Raw genomic sequence first — 18,135 nt, 5'->3', positions numbered from 1 at the left:
TCGCGGGAACGGGCGGGGAGCGTCACTCCTCCTCGGGGGTGCCGCCCAGCACGAGCTGCGACTCCTCGTCGATCTGGCCCGTGATGGCCTCGATCGTGTCGGGGTTGAGGATCGCGAGGTTGAGCAGGTCCTCGAGGTAGGGCTCCACCGCGGCGTCGAGCGCGGCGCGGTCGGGCACCGGCGGCAGGAACGTCGTGTAGCGCAGCGCGTCGAAGAAGACCGACGCGTTGAGCGGCATCGCCTCGGGCTGCAGGTAGGCGTCGGACTCGGCGACCTCGACGTTCGACGGCACGAAGTAGCCCGTCTCGGCGACCGGGGTCATCGCGTCGGCGGAGACCAGGTCGACGATGGTGTCGGCCGCGGCCTCCACGTTCTCCGACCCGGCCGAGACGCAGATGCCGTCGGCCGTGCCGACCGTGGCGCGCTCGCCGACCTCCGGCGTCATCATCACCTCGAACTGCAGGCCCTCGACGGCGCGCAGCTGCGGCACGAGCGAGCGGGGGCCGACCATCATCCCGAGGCGACCGCTGGTGAACCACTCGAGCGGGGTGGCCTGCGCCAGCTCCTCCGGCGTCAGGGTGGTGGCGGCCTGGCGCAGCACGGAGAGGATCGGCACGAGCGCTTCGACGGTGCCCTCCTGCGAGAGCGCGAGCGACGTGGCGTCCTCCGCGAAGACCTGACCGCCGCCCGACAGCACGAACGGGGACAGCTGGTCGAGGGTGGGCGCGACGTACACGCCCTTCGTGCCGGCGACCGGGTCGCTGGCGAACGCGGCGGCCGCCTCGAACTCCTCCAGCGTCCAGCGGACGCCGTTGGGGGTGCCGAGGCCCTGCTCGGCCATCGCGTCGAAGTCGACGAGCGCGGGGTTGTAGTAGACGACCAGCGGGTCGATCGCGTACGGCATGCACAGCAGCCGGTCGTTGACCGTGAAGGCGCGCACGCCGTCGAAGGAGAAGCCGTCGCCGAAGTCGATCTCGCGGGCCTGGAGGTAGGAGTCGACCGGCTCGAGCAGGTCCGCGCCGTCGAGCCACGCCAGGTCATCGCTCGAGGCGAAGAAGAGGTCGGGGAGCGTCTCGCCCGCGGTGACGGCCTCGCGCAGGCTGGCCGACCCGTCGCCGGTGACGGTGACCTGGCGGGTCTCGGTGTCGGCGTTGATGGTCTCGACGGCGCTCGTCAGCCCGGCGGCAACCGGGGCGGGCAGGTCGTAGAGGCCGAGCCCGAGTGCGGCCGGCGTCTCGTCCACCGGCGGCTGCGGCTCCGTGCCCCCGTCGTCGTTGCAGGCGGTCAGCGCGGTCGCGACCAACGCCAGCGAGACGGCGCTGGTCCATCGAGCCATCCGGCGACGCTGCACGGGCAGAGCTCCTCTCCTGCCCCGTGTCCGAGGCCCCCGGGCTCACGATACCGGCCGGTCGCCTGCGGGTACGGCGGGGAGGTGGCGGTGCACCGGACCGGGAGCGCCTCACGGCGCGTGGCCGCTCGAAGCGGCTTCCATTGGGACCCGGGGCTGCCACGGCCCGGTGCACCGTCGTCGATCGTACGACGCGCACGGCGCCCGCACGAGGGCTCAGCCGGTCATCCGGTGGAACCGCTCGAAGTCACGCTGGTCCCCCGCCTTCCACAGCGGGACGCTGGCCTTGAGCACCAGCGTCAGCGCGACGACGAACTCGGGGTCGTGCAGCGCCTCGCCGAACAGCTCGTTGATGCGCTTCCAGCGGTAGCGCACCGTCTGGGCGTGCACCCCGAGCCGGGCGGCGATGGCCGGGGCGCTGTCGCGCGACTCCAGCCAGGCCAGCAACGTCTCCGACAGGATCTCCCGCGAGTTCGGCGTCTCGGCCAGCAGCGGCGAGAGCAGGTCCTGCACCATCCCCTGGCGCAGCAGCGGCTCGGCGTGCAGCCACAGCTGGGTGCGGTGCTCGGCGCAGCGCAGCAGCGGCCCGTCGGGCACCACGCCTGCGGCGGCGAGGGCCAGCGTGGTGCGCACCCACCGCAGCGCGTCCCGCAGCTCCCCGGGACCCACCGCCCAGCCGACGCCGAGGCGGTTGCCGGCGCCCGTGACGACGGGGTCGAGCACCTCGAGCACCTCGTCCACCTCCGCGGCCGGCACGAGCAGCAGGAGGCCCGACGCGTCGGGACGCACGAGCACCCGGTCGAGGAGGCGCGAGCCCGCGAGCAGGCCCCGCACCTCCTGGCGCAGGTGGGTCGCCGCCTCCTCCCCCGCCTCCCGGTCGCCGTGCTGCAGCCCGGCCACGACGACGCGCTCGGGCACCCGCCACTGCGCGGCGGTCGAGAGCGTCCGCAGGCCTTCGCCCTCGGTGCCCCGCAGCAGCGCGTCGAAGAGCCGGCGCCGGGCGCGGCCGCGGTCGGCCTCGAGGCGGCGGCGGGCGACGTCGTACCCGATGCGGGTCTGCTCGACGAGGTGGTCGAGGTAGGCGAACATGCGGTCCCCCAGCACGCCGAGGGCGTGTGCGGAGAGCCCGTGGGTGCGGGCCAGCGAGCGCAGGTGGCGCCACGCGTCCTGGGTGGCGATGCGGAACGCGGCCTGGGTCGCGTCCAGGTCGCCCTCCTCCAGCGCCTCCCCCTGGCCCATCTGGCGGAACATGTCGTCGACCCGCGCGTTCGGGAACGGCCGGCCCTCGGTCACGGCCAGCAGGTGCTCGATCGCCGCCACGACGGCGTCCTCGATGAGCCGGTGCCGGCGCCCGTCGGGCGGGCCAGCGTAGCTGGCCACCTTGTCCTGGATCTCGTCGGCGATCTCCGCCGCGAGGTCCGCCGCGACGGCCCGCGCAGCCGTGGCCAGCCGCGCCAGCGCCGCGGCGTCGTCCCCCTTGATCGGCAACGTCACGCTTCCCATGCCTGCTCCCCCATGTGCCTCTCTCCTCCCGTGTCCTGCTCGCCGACCCGTCGCACCGACCTCCCGCCCGGTGCGGCCGGGCCGTTCACACCAGCACGCCGGCTCCCGCCAGCAGCAGCCCGACCACCGCGAGCGCGAGGCCCGCGACCCGCAGCGCCCGCACCCGCGCGGGCAGCGCCCGCAGCGCGGCCAGGAAGCGCTCGACGCGCTGCACGGCCAGGTCGGGCAGACGTACGACGGGCCCGCCCGCGGTGGGCGGGCGCGCCCCCTCACCCGTGCTGAGCCACAGCGCGGCCTCGCCGGGCGCCGCGCCCCAGGTGCCCGGCCCGGCGACGCAGGCGACGGTGCGCCCGGTGGCCCGCAGGTCCGTCACGACCGCGCGCCAGCCGTCGGCGTCGTCGGCCGCGGTCACCTCGCCCGACGTCTCGGAGGCGATCCGCTTCGCCTCGAGCTCGCCCGCCGCGCTGACGAGGCGGGTCGTCAGGCCCGCGTCGGCCAGGCGCACCAGGGCGCCCGCCGCCTCGGGGCGCACGCGCTCGGCGACGGTGATGCAGCCGAGGGTGCGGCCGTCGACCTCGACGGCCACCGTGTGCCCGCCCGTCGCGACCGGCGGCGCGGTCACCCCGATCCACCGGGGGTCGCCGACGCGCACGGGGTGGCGGTCGACCGCGCCCTCGATGCCAGCGCCCGGCACGCGGCGTACGTCGGTCACCCGGCCGCTGCTCGACAGGCGGGCGATGGCCCGGGCGACGGGGCCCTCCCCCTGGTGCTGCAGCGCCCCGGCGAACCACCGCAGGTTGCGGTCGTGGTCGGGCTCCACGGGCTCGACCGCCACCACCTGCAGCTCGCCGTCCGTCACGAAGCCGCTGACGTCCGCGACCAGGGCGTCGACGCGGCGGGCGACGGCCAGCAGCGCGCCGCCCCGGGGCAGCACCGCGCCGTCCGCGCGCAGCGGCGCCAGCGCGATCGTCTCGGCGAGCAGCACGAGGAGGACCGCGGCGAGCAGCAGCACGACGGCAGCGGCGACCAGTGCCGCGGTCATGTCGACCCGCCGGTCACGGCGGGAGGCCGGCGCAGGAGCCGACGACCGTGTGCATCCACGCACTCACTTCCCGATAAGCCAGTGTGGTTCGGGTCACAGTAGACCGGGGCACCGACAGCGTCGTCAACGACGCGGGCACCGGCCGCACGGTCGACGTGAACCGAGCGCCGCCGGGTCACTGCTCCGGGTCGCCCGGCGCCCGGTCGGGGAAGTCGCGGGGCAGCGGGACGGCCCACCACCTACCGCCCGGCGCCATCTCGTACTGCGTGCAGCCGGCCTCCTCTGGGAGGTCGGCGCCGGGGCGTGTGGGCTTCGCGGTGCCCTCATCGGTGAACTCGCCGAAGCAGAACATCGCCCCGTACTGCACGCTCACCGGGTTGCCGGGTCCGGAGATCACCGACGTCAGGACCGCACTGACGTCGTCCCCCGCCGCCGTCTCGCAGCCCTCGAACGCCGGGATGTCGACGACCCCGTTGAAGCCACCGCCCGAGAAGCCGTAGGTGCTGCGCTGGGGATCGATCCACTCGTACTCCTGCCCGACCGGTCCGCTCGCGGCCTCGCTCCGGACGGCGAGGTCGATCGTCGGGGTCCGACAGTCACCGAGGTCCAGGTCGACGCCGTCGACGGCGAGCCCGACGACCCGCAGCACCACGGGGCCGGTGAGCGTGGCGGGGTCCATGTTGTTCGTCAGCCCCTCCACCCCGGGCTCCACCGTCGTCCGCTCGACGATCCGGGCCTGCAGCGGGACGGGAAGGCCGTCCGCGTCACGCGCCTGGCTCATCTGGATCCCGACCTCGACGGGGATCGCGCCGAACGCGACGGTCCGGACCGGGATGACCGGGCCGTCGCCGTAGGCCTGCTCGGAGCCGTCGGGCGAGACGAGGAACGCCGCCGTGTGCAGCGCGTTGTAGTTGAGGGTGCGGGGGTCCATCTCGATGGTGCACGGGTTGTCCCCGCCCGGCGGGGAGGCAGGGCCCTCGCAGGTGTAGAACATCGAGTTCGACGCCAAGGCGCGCACGGGCAGCCGGAGCCACTGCTCGCTGCGCACCGAGCTCGCCAGGCCCCCGTAGGGCGCGTTCAGCCAGGCGAAGACGTTGCGGTCGCTCGGGGTGCCCACGGTCTCCGGGAAGGGCGGCCCTGGATCCTCGACCTGCGGCAGGCCGGGGTACGGGCCCGGTTCGGCGCTACCCGCCGACGGCAGGAGCAGCAGGGCGAGCACGGCGGCGACGGGTGCCGCGCACCGGCGCAGCAGTGAGGTGTTCGACACCTGGCGCACTGTCGCAGTGCCGCTCGCCGCCCACCAGGGTTCCGATCACGACCGCGAAGGCACGCCCAGAAGTTGTCATCCGCGTGACAAGTCGTGCGAGGCGGTTGTCACGCGCGTGACAACGCAGACCGACAAAGCGCACCTCCACGGGGGCGACCCCTGGACGGACCCGGGGCCCGCCGGGCTCGATGGCCCTCGTGACGCCCGTCACGTCTCGGAAACCCAGGAGGAATCATGAAGATCAGGCACCTCGCAGCCGGCGTCGCCGCCGCCGCCGTCATCACGGTCTCCAGCCCCGCGTTCGCCGCCGGCCCGCCGTACACCGTGTCGGTCGGTGGCAGCAGCGCCGCCGGCACCCACGCCATCACCGCGTCGAGCGCGAGCGCCGTGCAGTTCAACGCTCGCAACAACGCGGGGACCATCATCAACATGAACTGCACGTCGGTGCGCGGGGCGGGCGCCGTCACGTCGGGCACGGGCGTCAACCCCGTCGCCACCATCACGTCGACCACCTGGACGGGCTGCACCATCCCGGGCGGCGCGGCCACGGTCACGCAGACGGGCACCTGGAACGTCACCGGCACCGGCACGAACGCCACCGCCGGCAACGAGTCGGTGGCGGGCTACATCGGCAACGTCACCGCCGGGGTGCAGACGACGGCCAACCCGAACGTCTGTCGCTTCACGGTCACGGGCCAGCCGCGGGGCGCCTTCAACGAGGCGACGCAGCAGCTGAGCATCAACGAGACCGGCTACAGCGGCAACCTCACGCTGTCCAACGTCGTGGGCTGCCTCGGCCAGCTCCAGAACGGCAACCGGGCCAACTTCGTGGCGAACCTCAACGTCGCCTCGCCGGACGGCGCGATCAACCTGTCCTGACCGACCCGGGCGGGCCGGGGTTCCCTCACCCCGGCCCGCCCCTCCCCGCCCGCTCGGAACCGCTCCACCCCCTGCTCCACGACACCTCTCCAGGAGACACCGCCATGACCACGACCCGCCGGGTACGCCGTACCCTCGCCGGGGTCGGCGCCGCCGCCGCCCTCGCCCTCGTGCCGACCGTCGCGCACGCGGCCACGATCGTCCCCATCGAGTACGACGCCGTCGGCACCAGCACGATCGCCAAGACCGACTCGACCGTCGCCCTCGGCCCGACGACGCTGCGCACCGACCTCGACGTCGACACCGGCGACTTCACGGGCTCGCTCCCGCTGCCCGGCACGCGCACGAACTTCAAGGCCGCCGGGTTCCTGCCGGTGCAGGCCGACGTGGCGTTCGTCGAGGCCGCGCCGCTCACGGGTCACATCAACCTCTCGGGCGACATCGCCTCGGTCAGCTCGACCGCCACCTACAACGTGCGGCTGTCCAACATCAAGATCGCCGGCTTCCCGACGTTCACCGGCACCCGGTGCCAGACCAAGGTGCCCGTCACCATCCCGGTCGGCACCGAGCCCGGGGTCGGCTTCGACCTCGCCGAGGGCGGCCGGCTCGTCGGCGAGTACACGATCGGCGACTTCGCCAACTGCGGCCTCAACACCGGGCTCATCAACCTGCTCGTGCCCGGACCCGGCAACACCGTGGACATCCAGGTGAGCAACGGGGTCTTCCTCTGACCCCCTGACGCACGACCGCAGGCGCCTGCCTGCGTGATCCCTCCCTCCCGCCGCGGCCGTCGGCCCGGGACCTCACTGCCGGGGACCCGGGTACGACGGCCGCGGTGCGTCCGCGTGCCGTCGGCCGTGCGGTGCGGGGGCCTCAGGGGGCGGGGCAGGTCCGCACCGTCTCGAGCGCCTGCAGCAGGGCGGAGGCCCGGCCGGGGTCGTCGAGGTCGGCGCCGAAGAGGTCGCGGGCGCGCCGCAACCGGTTGCGCACCGTCTGGTGGTGCACCCCCAGCCGCTCGGCCAGCACCGGGGCGCTCGCCCGGGTCTGCAGCCACAGCAGGAGGGTCTCGCCCAGCGCCTCGCGCTGCTGCGGCTTGAGCGCGGACAGCGGGGCGAGCACCTCGGCCGTCACGTGCTGGCGCAGTACCTGGTCGGCGTGCAGCCAGAGCGCCGCCTGGTGGTCGCGGCAGCGGACCAGCCGGTCCGGCGGGACTCCGATGACGCCCTGCCGCGCCAGGCGCAGCGCCCGGAACGTCCAGCGCACGGCGTGGGCGACGTGCCGCGGCTCGACGCCCCAGCCCACCGCCACCGGCCCCGGCTGGACCCGGGCCACGCCCCGGGCGACCCCGTCGGCCGCCGCGACGTCGGCGAGCACGACGAGGTGGTGGCGGTGCACCCCGCTCAGGGTCCCCGCCTGCGCGCCGGCCCGCGCGTCGGTGAGGGCGGCGACCCGGCCGGCGGACGGCCCGGCCTCGGCCGCCACCACGACGACCGGCCCCGCCGGTGGCCACGTGACGCCGGCGGCGCGCGCGAGGTCCGCCAACCGGGTCGCGGAGGCGCCCGTGACGAGGGCGAGCAGGAGCCGCGCCCGGGCGTCCGGTGCAGCCGCCGGCGGACCCGGCGCACCGACCCGCCGCTCGTCGAGGAAGCCGTGCACCGCCTGGTCGTGCAGCCACTGCTGGTAGGCGAGGAGCACGTCGGTGACGCGGTCGACGACCTCGGCCGGCACGTCGAGCGGGGCGGCGGCCGCCCGCAGCTCCTGCCAGCTCAGCTGGGTGACCACCTGGTGCGCGGCCCGCATGGCGTCCAGGTCGTGGCCCGCCGCCGCCTCGAGGCGCCCCAGCCGGTCGAAGTGGGCGGCCAGCACGGAGCCGCGCACCGGCGCCCCCGCGAGGGCGTCGACGAAGGCGTGCACCGCGAGACCGACCGCCTCCTCCACCACCGGGCGCAGCGCGGGGTGCGCGAACCCCGCGACGACGCCGCACACCTCGTCCGCGAGGCGACGGCTCAGCGCGGCGACCCGCGGTCGGTACGCCGCCGCGAGGCCGGGCGCGACCGCGTGGGCGCGCGCCAGCGGGGACGCGCCGCGCGCCGGGACCGACATGGGGTGTGCCCTCCGAGATCAGCGACCGCGCGACCGGGACAGGGCCGGCGGGCCGGTCGGCTCCCTCCGCGGACCCACCGGCGATCGAAGTGAACGAGCCGCACCCGGCTCCGGTCCACCGGAGCGGGGCAACTGGCCGGGCCGCACCGGCGTACCCGGCGAGAAGTTGTCAGCCCGGTGACAACTTCGTCGGCAGTCGTCGTCGGGGAACCCCGGGTTTCGCCTGCACCGCTTCCGCGTGATGCGGCCCACACCTACGGTCGCACCGGCCGCACGCCCCAGGGCAGCCGGTCGAGCAGAGATCGATCCGACGCAGCACCGACGCAGCACCGGGAGGACCGCAGTGGGCGGCACCGTCGAGGTCAACGGCCTCACCAAGAGCTACGGCAGCCAGAACATCTGGCACGACGTGACCGTCAGCCTCCCCCCGGGGGAGATCACCGCCCTCCTGGGGCCCTCCGGCACCGGCAAGTCCGTCTTCCTCAAGTCGGTCATGGGCCTCGTGCGGCCCGAGGCCGGCTCCATCCACGTCGACGGCATCGAGATGGTGGGCGCGCGGGAGTCGCAGCGCCTCGCCCTGCGCAAGAAGTTCGGCGTGCTGTTCCAGGACGGCGCGCTCTTCGGCTCGATGAACGTCTTCGACAACGTCGCGTTCCCGCTGCGCGAGCACACGAAGCTGCGCGAGCGCGACGTGCGCCAGCTCGTGCTGGAGAAGCTCGACATGGTCGGGCTCATCGGCCAGGAGCACAAGCTGCCCGGCGAGATCTCCGGCGGCATGAAGAAGCGCGCCGGCCTGGCGCGCGCCCTCGTCACCGACCCCTCGATCATCCTCATCGACGAGCCCGACTCCGGCCTCGACCCGGTGCGCACCTCCAACCTGGCGCAGCTGCTCATGGAGGTGAACACCGCCACCGACGCCACGATGCTCGTGGTCACCCACAACATCGAGCTGGCGCGCACGCTGCCCGACAACCTCGGCATGCTGTACCGCCGCGAGCTCGTCATGTTCGGCCCGCGCGAGGAGTTCCTCCTCACCGACCACCCGGTCGTCTCCCAGTTCATGAGCGGCGACCCCGAGGGCCCGATCGGCATGAGCGAGGAGACCGACCACCGGCGCACCGACCCGCTGGCCGACCCCGGCTACGGCCCCGGCGGGCCCGGCGGACCGGCGGGCACGGCGCTGCTCTCGCGCCACGCGGGCGCCCGCTCCATCGAGGTGCTCCCCCGCCAGCTCGTGTCCCACACGGGTGCCCCGCGCTCCGGCGCGACGCGGCACCGCGAGCGCATCGCGACCGGGGCCGCGCGGTTGTACGTCGCGCCCGACGACGAGGTCGACCGAGCGCGACCGCCGCGCCGCTCCCCCGCCGTCGTGCGGGCGGCCACGTCGGTCGGCGACGTCTTCGCGCTCGGCCTCGACGCCACCCGCGCCTCCTTCCGCCGCCCGTTCGCGGCGAAGGAGCTGCTCGAGCAGTTCTGGTTCGTCGTCAGCGTCTCGTGGATCCCGGCGATGCTCGTCGCCATCCCGTTCGGCGCGGTCATCGCGCTCCAGCTCGGCACGCTCACCAAGCAGATCGGTGCCCAGTCGTTCACGGGCGCCGCCAGCGTGCTCGCCGTCGTGCAGCAGGCGGCCCCGATCGTGACCACGCTCGTCATCGCCGGGGCCGGCGGGGCCGCGATCTGCGCCGAGCTGGGCTCGCGCAAGATCCGCGACGAGATCGACGCGATGCGCGTCATGGGCGTCGACCCGGTGCAGCGGCTCGTCGCGCCCCGCGTGATCGCCTGCATCGTCGCCGCCGTGCTGCTCAACGGGCTGGTCTCGGTGGTCGGCGTGCTCGGCGGCTACTTCTTCAACGTCGTGGTGCAGGACGGCACCCCGGGCGCCTACCTCGCCAGCTTCACCGCGCTCGCCCAGCTCTCCGACCTGTGGGTCGGCGCCATCAAGGCGGCGATCTTCGGGTTCGTGGCCGGCGTCATCGCCTGCTACCGCGGGCTCAACGCCGCCGCCGGCCCGAAGGGCGTGGGCGACGCGGTCAACCAATCGGTCGTCATCACGTTCCTGCTGCTCTTCTTCGTCAACTTCGTCATCACCACGCTGTACCTGCAGCTGGTGCCCGGCAAGGGGGCCTGATGACCGTCCCGCTCCTGACCGCACCCCTCGACCGCCTGGCCAGCCTGGGCGCGGGCCTGCGGTTCCACCTGCGCGTGCTGGCCAGCGTGCCGCACACCCTGCGGCGCTACCCGCGCGAGATCGTGCGCCTGCTGTCGGAGGTCAGCTTCGGCTCCGGCGCGCTCGCCGTCATCGGCGGCACGATCGGCGTGATGGTCGGCATGACGCTGTTCGTCGGCACCGTCGTCGGCATGCAGGGCTACTCGGCGCTCGACCAGATCGGCACCGCGGCCCTCAACGGCTTCATCTCGGCGTACTTCAACACCCGCGAGATCGCCCCGCTCGTCGCCGCCCTCGCGCTGTCGGCGACCGTCGGCTCCGGCTTCACCGCGCAGCTCGGCGCCATGCGGATCAACGAGGAGGTCGACGCCCTCGACGTCATGGCGGTCTCGAGCCTGGCGTTCCTCGTCACCACGCGGGTCATCGCGGGCCTCGTCGCCATCGTCCCGCTCTACGTGGTCGGCCTGCTCGTCTCGTGGGCCGGGTCGCGGGCCGTGACCGTCTACTTCTACGGGCAGTCGGCCGGCACCTACGACCACTACTTCACGCAGTTCCTGCCACCCGTCGACATCCTGGGCTCGTTCGTCAAGGTCGTCATCTTCTCGGTCCTCATCATCCTCATCCACTGCCGCCTCGGGTTCACCGCGTCCGGCGGCCCCGCGGGCGTGGGCCTGGCGGTCGGCACGGCCGTGCGGCGCAGCATCGTGACCGTCGCGATCCTCGACCTCGTGCTCTCCATGGTCCTGTGGGGCACCACCACGACGGTGCGGGTGGCCGGATGAGCCGCCGCGTGGACCTCGCCCTCGGGGTCGTCTTCCTGCTGCTCGTCGCCGCCGGCCTCGGCACCGCGGCGCTGCTCTACGACAAGGCGTTCACCGACCGCACCGAGGTCGTGCTCGCCACGGGCACCGTCGGCAACGCGCTGCAGCAGGGCTCGGACGTCAAGCTCAACGGCGTCCCCGTCGGCGAGGTGACCGACATCGAGGCCACCTCCGACGGTGCGCGCCTGACGCTGGCCCTCGAGCCCGACGTCGCGAGCGGCCTGCCCGACGACACCGTGGCGCGCCTGCTGCCCAAGACCCTCTTCGGCGAGCGCTACGTGCAGCTGCTCGCCGACGGCGCCACCTCGGGCGGCGGCATCAGCGAGGGCGGCACCATCCGTCAGGACGGCTCCGACGAGGCGGTCGAGCTGGAGGAGGTGCTCGACGAGCTGCTCCCGGTGCTCCGCTCGATCCAGCCCGCCAAGCTGGCCGCCACCCTCGGCGAGCTCACCCTCCTGCTGCGCGGCCAGGGCGCCGAGATCGGCGAGTCGATGCGCGCCTGGGCCGGCTACCTCGACGACCTCGACCCCTACGTGCCGACGCTCACCGCCGACCTGCAGCGGCTCGCCGAGGTGGCCGACGTGTACGACGTCGCCGCCCCCGACCTGCTCGGCGCCCTCGACGACCTGACCGTCACGGCGGCCACGCTGGTCGAGCGGCGCACCACGCTGGAGGACCTGTACGCCGGCGTCATCACCGCCGCCGGCGAGAGCGAGAGCTGGCTGGAGGCGAACCGCGACACCATCGTCGTGCTCGCCGACGACAGCCGCGCCGCCCTCGCCGCCGTCGAGCCCTACGCGGCCCAGTTCCCCTGCCTCTTCCGCTCCGTCGCCGACTTCGAGCCGGTGATGGAGGAGGTCCTCGGGGTCGGTACGGCGGAGCCCGGCCTCCACGTCACGCTCGACATCTCCTCGAGCCGGGGCGCCTACCGCCCGGGGCGGGACCAGCCGTCGTACCTCGTCGACGGCAGCCCGCGCTGCCCCTACACGGTCGGCTCCCGCAGCTCCGCGGCCCCCGCTCCCTCCGGCGCGGACCCGGCGGCGATCGCGCCCCCGGCCGGGGACGTCGTCGCGTCGTACCTGACCGCGGGCAACGCGCCGCAGCTGGCGCTGGCCGCCGGCCTGGGCGAGGCCAACTCGCCCGCGGAGAACCAGCTCATCGCCGAGCTGCTGGCCCCGGGCGCGGGACTCGCGCCCGCCGACTACCCCGCCTGGGGCAGCCTGCTCGTCGGGCCCGTCCTGCGCGGCACCGAGGTGACGCTGCGATGACCACCACCGCCGAGCGCCGGCGCCTCGCGACCCTGGGCGTCAAGAGCGTCGTCTTCACCCTCGTCACCGTGCTCGCCACGCTGGCGCTGGCCGCCACGATCCGCAACAGCAGCGGGAGCGGCGCGGAGTTCCGGGGCGTCTTCACCGACGTCACCAGCCTCAACCGCGGCGACGACATCCGCATGGCCGGCGTCAAGGTCGGCTCCGTGCGCGACATCGAGGTGACCGACGAGCGGTTCGCCACCGTCACCTTCACCGTCGACGAGGCCGTGCGGGTGCCCGAGGGCACCCAGCTGGAGCTGCGGTTCCGCAACCTGGTGGGCCAGCGCTACATCGCGCTCGAGCCGCCCACCGACGGGGGCGGCGGGGCCGTCGCCGCCGGCCACACGTTCGGCGTCGACGACACCGCCCCGGCCCTCGACCTGACGCTGCTGTTCAACGGGTTCCAGCCGCTGTTCCGGCTGCTCGACCCCGAGGACGTGAACGCCCTCAGCGGCCAGATCGTCGCCGTCTTCCAGGGCGACGGCGCCTCCGTCGACAGCCTGCTCGCCAGCGCCGGGTCGCTCACCGCGGAGCTGGCCGAGCGCGACGCCGTCATCGGGGACCTCATCACCAGCCTCGGCTCCGTGCTCGAGACCGTGAACGCCCGCTCCGCACAGCTCGACGCCACCATCGTCACGCTGCAGCAGCTCGTGAGCGGGCTGGCGCAGGACCGCGACACCATCGGGCGCACCCTCGACGGCCTCGGCGCGCTGTCGGTCAGCGTGGCCGACCTCCTCGAGGAGGGCCGCGAGCCGCTGGCCGCGTCCATCACCGGGCTCGGCGACCTCGCCGGCAACCTCTCCGACTCCGAGGAGGTGCTCGACGCGGTGCTCTCCGCCCTCCCGCCCAAGCTCGACGCGCTCGGTCGCACCGGCAGCTACGGCTCCTGGGTGAACTTCTACGTGTGCTCGATCCAGGGCAGCATCCCGCTGCCCGAGGGCTACCGCGGCGACCTGGGCGCCGAACCCGACGCAGCGAGGTGCTACGCCTGATGGCCAGGACACGCAGGTTCCCGACCACCTTCGGCGAGCGCAACCGGGTGGTCATCGCCGTGGTCGGCTCGCTGACCCTGGTGCTGCTCTTCCTCCTCACCTTCAACGCCTCCGCCCTGCCGGTCATCGGCAACGGGCGGGAGTACACGGCCGAGCTCGCCGAGGCGGGCGGCCTGAAGGTGGGCAACGAGGTGCGCGTCGCCGGCGTCCGCGTCGGCGAGGTGACCGAGGTGGCGCTCGACGAGGACGTCGTCGTCGTCACCTTCCGCGCCAAGGGCGTCGAGCTGGGCGACCAGAGCCGCGCCGCGGTGCGGATCAAGACGCTGCTCGGGCAGAAGTACCTCGCCGTCGAGTCGGCCGGCCGCGGCGAGCTCGACGAGGCCATCCCCCTGGAGCGCACCACCACGCCGTTCGACGTCACCCAGGCCTTCTCGGAGCTGTCCACCACCGTCGAGGAGATCGACACCCAGCAGCTCGAGGCCAGCTTCACCGCCCTGGCCGACGCGTTCCGCGACACCCCGGACTCGCTGCGCGCGACCGTCGGCGGGCTCGCCTCCCTCTCGCGCACCATCTCCAGCCGCGACGAGGAGCTGGCCGCCCTGCTGGAGGCCAGCAGCGACGTGACCGGCACGCTGGCCAGCCGCAACGCCGAGTTCACCCGGATCCTCGACGACGGCGAGCTGCTGCTCACCGAGCTCTCCGCCCGCCGCGAGACCGTCGGCGCGATGCTCGAGGCGACCCAGCTGCTCGGCGAGCAGCTCGAGGGCCTCGTCGCCGACAACGAGGCGACGCTGGCCCCGGCCCTCGCCGAGCTCGACGAGGTCGCGGCGATCCTCAACCGCAACCAGGCGAACCTCGACGCGGCCCTCTCGCGCCTCGGCCCCTACTACCGCGTGCTCGCCTCCGCGACCGGCAACGGCCGCTGGGTCGACGCCTACGTCTGCGGCCTCTACACCGCCGACGGCCGCCCCCACCTCGACAACGACGTCGAGCGCACCTGCACCCCCGCCGCCGGAGGTGGCTCATGAGCACCCGCACCCGTCCCGGCCTCACCCGCGGCGTCGTCCGCAGCGTCGTGCTGGCCCTCGCGCTCGCCGTCGTGCTCGTCGGCACCGCCGCGCGGTCGGCCCACGTGCGCGACGCCAGCACCGACGTGACCGCCGAGTTCTCCTCCGCCGTGGGCCTGTACGTCGGGTCCGACGTGCAGGTGCTCGGCGTGAAGGTCGGCGAGGTCACCGCCGTCGAGCCCGCCGGCGACGTCGTGCGCGTCGACATGCGCCTCGAGCCGGGCCAGCGGGTCGCCGCCGACACGGCCGCGGTCATCGTGGCGCCGACGGTGGTCAGCGACCGCTACGTGCAGCTCACCGAGCCCTGGACCGAGGGCGCCGAGACGCTCGCCGACGGCGCCCGCATCGGGGCGGAGGACACCGCCGTACCGGTCGAGGTGGACGAGCTCTACACCAGCCTGGAGGACATCAGCACCCAGCTGGGGCCCGACGGCGCGAACCGCGAGGGCGCCCTGTCGGACTTCCTCGACGTCGCGGCCGCCAACCTCGAGGGCACGGGCGGCGACCTCAACACGATGATCACGGAGTTCAGCCGGCTCTCCGCCACGATGGCCGGCGTCGACGAGGACCTCTTCGCCACCGTCGGCAACCTCGCCGACTTCACCGAGGTGCTCGCCGCGAACGACGACACGGTCGCCGCGCTCAACCTGCTCTTCGCCGACGTCACCGGCTACCTGGCCGAGGACCGCGACGACCTGGCCGGCGCGATCGACCAGCTCGGCTCGGCGCTCGCCGTGCTCGACGACTTCATCGACGAGAACCGCGACGACCTCCGCACCAGCGTCGACAACCTCGTCGGCCCCACCCAGACGCTGGTCAACCAGCGCGCGTCCCTCGAGGAGCTGCTCCGGATGGCCCCGCTGACGCTGCAGAACTTCCTGCAGGCCTACAACCCCGAGACCGGTCGCATCGAGGGCCGGGGCAACCTCAACGAGGCGAACCTCTGGGCCGGCGGCGGCCTGGGGGCACAGAGCTCGCCCGACGCGCCGCCGGTGCTCCTGCCCGGGCTGGTGCCCGGCCTGGACGGCACCGGCGCCACGGACGGAGCGGGGAGGTGACGGCTCGCGGGGGTGGCCGTCGCCGGGCCGCGCACGGGGTGGCTGCCCTGGTGCTCGGCCTCGGTCTCGCCGGCACGGCGACCGGCTGCGGGCTGCTGGAGGGGGGCGTGTACGACGCGCCCCTCCCCGGCGGCGCCGACGTCGGCGACGACCCGATGACCCTGACCGTGGAGTTCGACGACGTGCTCGACCTCGTGCCGCAGTCGGCGGTGAAGGTGGACGACGTGCCCGTGGGGCGGGTCTCCTCGATCCGGCTGGCCGACGACGGCCTGGGCGCCGAGGTCGAGCTGCTCGTCAACAGCGACGTCGAGCTGCCGGCCGGCACCAGCGCCCGCCTGCAGCAGACCTCGCTGCTGGGCGAGAAGTACGTCTCCCTCGACCGCCCGGCCCAGCCGGTCGCCGGCGCCCCGCTCGACTCCGGGGCGCGCATCGCCCGGGCCGACACCGACCAGGCGGCGCAGGTCGAGCAGGTGCTCGGCGCGCTGTCGCTCGTGCTCAACGGCGGCGGGATCGCCCAGTTCCAGGAGATCTCCCGCGAGCTGCAGGCCATCTCGGGCGACGACCCCGGCCAGGTGCGCGCGTTCCTGCAGCAGCTCGACGGCCTCGTCACCCAGCTCGACGAGCGGAAGGGCTCCATCACCGCCGTCATCGACTCGCTCGCGGCACTGTCGGGGACGCTGGAGGAGCACGAGGCGGAGATCGTCTCCGCCCTCGACGGCCTGCACCCCGGCCTCGAGGCGCTCGAGGCGCAGCGGCCGCAGCTGGTGGCGATGCTCGAGTCGCTGGAGAGCCTGTCGACCATCGCGGTCGACACGCTCGACACGGCGCAGGACGACATCGTGGCCGACCTGCAGCTGCTCGCGCCGGTGCTCGAGCAGCTCGCGGCCGCCGGCACGGCGCTGCCCGACGCGCTCGGCATCCTCCTGACCTACCCGTTCCCCGACGCGGTCGTCGGCGCGATCCGGGGCGACTACCTCAACGTGTTCGTGACGACCGCCTTCGCCAGCCTGCCCGGCGACTGCACCGGCATGGGCTGCTGGTGGCCCCAGCCGCCCGACCCGGGTGCGCCGGTGGACGGGGGCGCCCCGGCCGGCCGGCCGCTGGACCGTCCCCTGGGCCTGCTCCCGCCGACCAGCTCCGCGACGCCCGGGCTGCCGTCGCCGTCGGTGACGGTGCCCACCCCCACGGGTACGCCGCCGCACGCCACGGGTGGCCCCACCACCGGTCCCACCACCGGCCCGACGGGCACGCCGTCGGCGCCGCCGAGCAGCGCGCCGCCCTCCTCGCCGGCGACCGGGTCACCGACCACGTCGCCGACGGGCACCCCGTCGGCGCCGACGACCGGGGCGTCGGGCCCCTCGACCTCGCAGGGGGACCGATGATCACCCGCCGCGTCGCGGCCAAGATCGCCGCCTTCGTCGTCATCGCCGTGCTGGCGACGGCGTACCTGTTCTCGACGTACGTCGGGGTGAACCCGTTCCGCGAGGACACGCGCGTCACCGTGGCCCTCGCCGACGCCTCGGGGCTCTTCGAAGGCAGCGAGGTCACCTACCGCGGCGTGCAGGTCGGCAAGGTCGAGGAGCTGCGGGTCACCGACGACGGCACGGAGGCCGTCGTCGTGCTCGACCACGACGGCCCCGAGCTGCCCGCCGACCTCGACGTCACGGTGGCCAACCGCTCGGCCATCGGCGAGCAGTACCTCGACCTGCGCGGCGCGGAGGGCGCCGGGGACGAGGTGCTCGCCGCCGGCGACCGGGTCGACGCCACCGACGCGACCGTGCCGCCGTCGTTCGACGGGGTGCTGCGCTCGGGCCGCGACTTCGTCGCCTCGGTGCCCGAGGACTCGCTGCGCACCGTGATCGACGAGGGCTACCTCGCCTCGCGCGGCGTCAGCGACGACGTCGCCCAGCTCGTCGACACCTCGCTGGAGTGGGCGCGCACGGCGGACGCCAACTTCCTCGTCACGACCCGCCTCATCGAGAACTCGGCCACGGTGCTCGACACCCAGCTGGCCTCCGCGGACAGCATCCGCGGGTTCAGCGCCGACCTCGAGCTGCTGTCCGAGACGTTGCGGACCTCCGACACCGACCTGCGGGCGCTGATCTCCGCCGTACCGCCCGCGGCGACGCAGGTGCAGCAGCTGGTGAGCGAGGTCGGCCCGTCCCTCGGGGTGCTGCTCGGCAACCTCGTGACGCCCGCGTCGGTGTTCGGCGTCAACTCCGCCGGGGTCGAGGACGTGATGATCCGGCTGCCCGAGGCCGTCAGCGCCGGCTGGGTCGTCGCCGGGTCCGGCAGCCTGCAGCTCTCGCTGCTGACGACCTTCGCCGACCCCCTGCCGTGCACCACCGGCTACGAGGCCACCACCCGCCGGCCCGGGCTCGACACGACCGGCGGCACCCCCTTCAACACCGAGGCGGGGTGCGCGGTGACCGGCGGCGGCAGCAACGTGCGCGGCCCCCGTGCGGTGCCGCCGAACCTGGACGAGATCGCGGACCCGGCCCGCGCGGGCGAGGCCGCCCGTGGCGTCGTGGTGCGCGACGCCACCACGCTGCAGGACCTGCTGGGAGGAAGCGAGTGA

The 18,135-nt window shown here is 74.2% G+C and carries 15 protein-coding genes and 1 pseudogene; 11 read left to right on the top strand and 5 right to left on the bottom strand.

The features are described 5' to 3' along the window. Window positions 1-22: 22 nt before the first annotated feature. The 4 genes from ACOACO_RS16700 to ACOACO_RS16685 form a co-directional block, all read right to left on the bottom strand. The gene (locus ACOACO_RS16700; RefSeq protein WP_420297418.1) at window positions 23-1,336 is read right to left on the bottom strand and encodes an extracellular solute-binding protein; all 1,314 of its coding nucleotides are present in this window, start codon (window positions 1,334-1,336) and stop codon (window positions 23-25) included. A 228-nt stretch (window positions 1,337-1,564) separates the two neighbouring features. Further along, a complete protein-coding gene (locus ACOACO_RS16695) occupies window positions 1,565-2,851 on the bottom strand; it encodes a PucR family transcriptional regulator (RefSeq protein WP_420297417.1) in 1,287 nt (428 codons plus the stop codon). Window positions 2,852-2,936: 85 nt separating this feature from the next. Then, window positions 2,937-3,893, bottom strand: coding sequence for a hypothetical protein (locus tag ACOACO_RS16690; protein WP_420297416.1), 957 nt, complete (start codon window positions 3,891-3,893; stop codon window positions 2,937-2,939). A 175-nt stretch (window positions 3,894-4,068) separates the two neighbouring features. After that, a complete protein-coding gene (locus ACOACO_RS16685; protein WP_420297415.1) occupies window positions 4,069-5,160 on the bottom strand; it encodes a hypothetical protein in 1,092 nt (363 codons plus the stop codon). Between the two features lie 234 nt (window positions 5,161-5,394). Between ACOACO_RS16685 and ACOACO_RS16680 the strand changes: the two genes are divergently transcribed. Together ACOACO_RS16680 and ACOACO_RS16675 are read left to right on the top strand one after the other, a co-directional pair. Further along, complete coding sequence (locus ACOACO_RS16680; protein WP_420297414.1) at window positions 5,395-6,039, top strand: hypothetical protein; 645 nt, start codon at window positions 5,395-5,397, stop codon at window positions 6,037-6,039. 104 nt (window positions 6,040-6,143) lie between these two features. Next, a complete protein-coding gene (locus ACOACO_RS16675) occupies window positions 6,144-6,770 on the top strand; it encodes a hypothetical protein (RefSeq protein ID WP_420297413.1) in 627 nt (208 codons plus the stop codon). A 142-nt stretch (window positions 6,771-6,912) separates the two neighbouring features. Here the strand turns inward: ACOACO_RS16675 and ACOACO_RS16670 are convergent, their stop codons facing one another. Further along, window positions 6,913-8,142 (bottom strand): helix-turn-helix domain-containing protein, encoded by a 1,230-nt coding sequence (locus ACOACO_RS16670; RefSeq protein WP_420297412.1) that lies wholly within the window; start codon window positions 8,140-8,142, stop codon window positions 6,913-6,915. A gap of 241 nt (window positions 8,143-8,383) precedes the next feature. Between ACOACO_RS16670 and ACOACO_RS16665 the strand changes: the two are divergent. The 9 genes and pseudogenes from ACOACO_RS16665 to ACOACO_RS16625 form a co-directional block, all read left to right on the top strand. Then, a pseudogene (locus ACOACO_RS16665) lies at window positions 8,384-9,082 on the top strand (ABC transporter ATP-binding protein); the annotation flags it as partial. Window positions 9,083-9,511: 429 nt separating this feature from the next. Then, complete coding sequence (locus ACOACO_RS16660) at window positions 9,512-10,270, top strand: MlaE family ABC transporter permease (protein ID WP_420297781.1); 759 nt, start codon at window positions 9,512-9,514, stop codon at window positions 10,268-10,270. A 14-nt stretch (window positions 10,271-10,284) separates the two neighbouring features. Continuing rightward, a complete protein-coding gene (locus ACOACO_RS16655; protein WP_420297780.1) occupies window positions 10,285-11,091 on the top strand; it encodes an MlaE family ABC transporter permease in 807 nt (268 codons plus the stop codon). After that, window positions 11,088-12,398: an MCE family protein gene (locus ACOACO_RS16650; RefSeq protein ID WP_420297411.1), complete on the top strand. Its 1,311-nt coding sequence runs from the start codon at window positions 11,088-11,090 to the stop codon at window positions 12,396-12,398. The genes ACOACO_RS16655 and ACOACO_RS16650 overlap by 4 nt, the downstream gene beginning before the upstream one ends. Then, window positions 12,395-13,432 carry an MCE family protein gene (locus tag ACOACO_RS16645; protein WP_420297410.1) on the top strand — a complete coding sequence of 346 codons (1,038 nt, stop codon included), beginning with the start codon at window positions 12,395-12,397 and terminating at the stop codon, window positions 13,430-13,432. Before ACOACO_RS16650 ends, ACOACO_RS16645 begins: the two co-directional genes overlap by 4 nt. Next, window positions 13,432-14,460, top strand: a complete 1,029-nt coding sequence (locus ACOACO_RS16640) for an MCE family protein (protein ID WP_420297409.1) — start codon at window positions 13,432-13,434, stop codon at window positions 14,458-14,460. Before ACOACO_RS16645 ends, ACOACO_RS16640 begins: the two co-directional genes overlap by 1 nt. Then, window positions 14,457-15,557 carry an MCE family protein gene (locus ACOACO_RS16635; RefSeq protein WP_420297408.1) on the top strand — a complete coding sequence of 367 codons (1,101 nt, stop codon included), beginning with the start codon at window positions 14,457-14,459 and terminating at the stop codon, window positions 15,555-15,557. The genes ACOACO_RS16640 and ACOACO_RS16635 overlap by 4 nt, the downstream gene beginning before the upstream one ends. Then, entirely contained in the window at window positions 15,554-16,939 is a 1,386-nt protein-coding gene (locus ACOACO_RS16630) for an MCE family protein (protein ID WP_420297407.1), read from the top strand. The genes ACOACO_RS16635 and ACOACO_RS16630 overlap by 4 nt, the downstream gene beginning before the upstream one ends. Then, on the top strand, window positions 16,936-18,135 hold the full coding sequence (locus ACOACO_RS16625) for an MlaD family protein (RefSeq protein WP_420297406.1): 1,200 nt from the start codon (window positions 16,936-16,938) through the stop codon (window positions 18,133-18,135). The genes ACOACO_RS16630 and ACOACO_RS16625 overlap by 4 nt, the downstream gene beginning before the upstream one ends.

This window comes from Nocardioides sp. CPCC 205120, assembly GCF_048654585.1.
In the GTDB taxonomy this organism is placed as follows: domain Bacteria; phylum Actinomycetota; class Actinomycetes; order Propionibacteriales; family Nocardioidaceae; genus Nocardioides.
This window is presented reverse-complemented; position numbering and strand designations above follow the sequence as displayed.

Coding starts and splice junctions, on each gene's coding strand:
- ACOACO_RS16695 (WP_420297417.1), bottom strand. CDS start 2,851: ATGGGAAGCGTGACGTTGCCGATCAAGGGGGACGACGCCGCGGCGCTG.
- ACOACO_RS16640 (WP_420297409.1), top strand. CDS start 13,432: ATGGCCAGGACACGCAGGTTCCCGACCACCTTCGGCGAGCGCAACCGG.
- ACOACO_RS16645 (WP_420297410.1), top strand. CDS start 12,395: ATGACCACCACCGCCGAGCGCCGGCGCCTCGCGACCCTGGGCGTCAAG.
- ACOACO_RS16675 (WP_420297413.1), top strand. CDS start 6,144: ATGACCACGACCCGCCGGGTACGCCGTACCCTCGCCGGGGTCGGCGCC.
- ACOACO_RS16700 (WP_420297418.1), bottom strand. CDS start 1,336: ATGGCTCGATGGACCAGCGCCGTCTCGCTGGCGTTGGTCGCGACCGCG.
- ACOACO_RS16635 (WP_420297408.1), top strand. CDS start 14,457: ATGAGCACCCGCACCCGTCCCGGCCTCACCCGCGGCGTCGTCCGCAGC.
- ACOACO_RS16670 (WP_420297412.1), bottom strand. CDS start 8,142: ATGTCGGTCCCGGCGCGCGGCGCGTCCCCGCTGGCGCGCGCCCACGCG.
- ACOACO_RS16690 (WP_420297416.1), bottom strand. CDS start 3,893: ATGACCGCGGCACTGGTCGCCGCTGCCGTCGTGCTGCTGCTCGCCGCG.
- ACOACO_RS16625 (WP_420297406.1), top strand. CDS start 16,936: ATGATCACCCGCCGCGTCGCGGCCAAGATCGCCGCCTTCGTCGTCATC.
- ACOACO_RS16650 (WP_420297411.1), top strand. CDS start 11,088: ATGAGCCGCCGCGTGGACCTCGCCCTCGGGGTCGTCTTCCTGCTGCTC.
- ACOACO_RS16680 (WP_420297414.1), top strand. CDS start 5,395: ATGAAGATCAGGCACCTCGCAGCCGGCGTCGCCGCCGCCGCCGTCATC.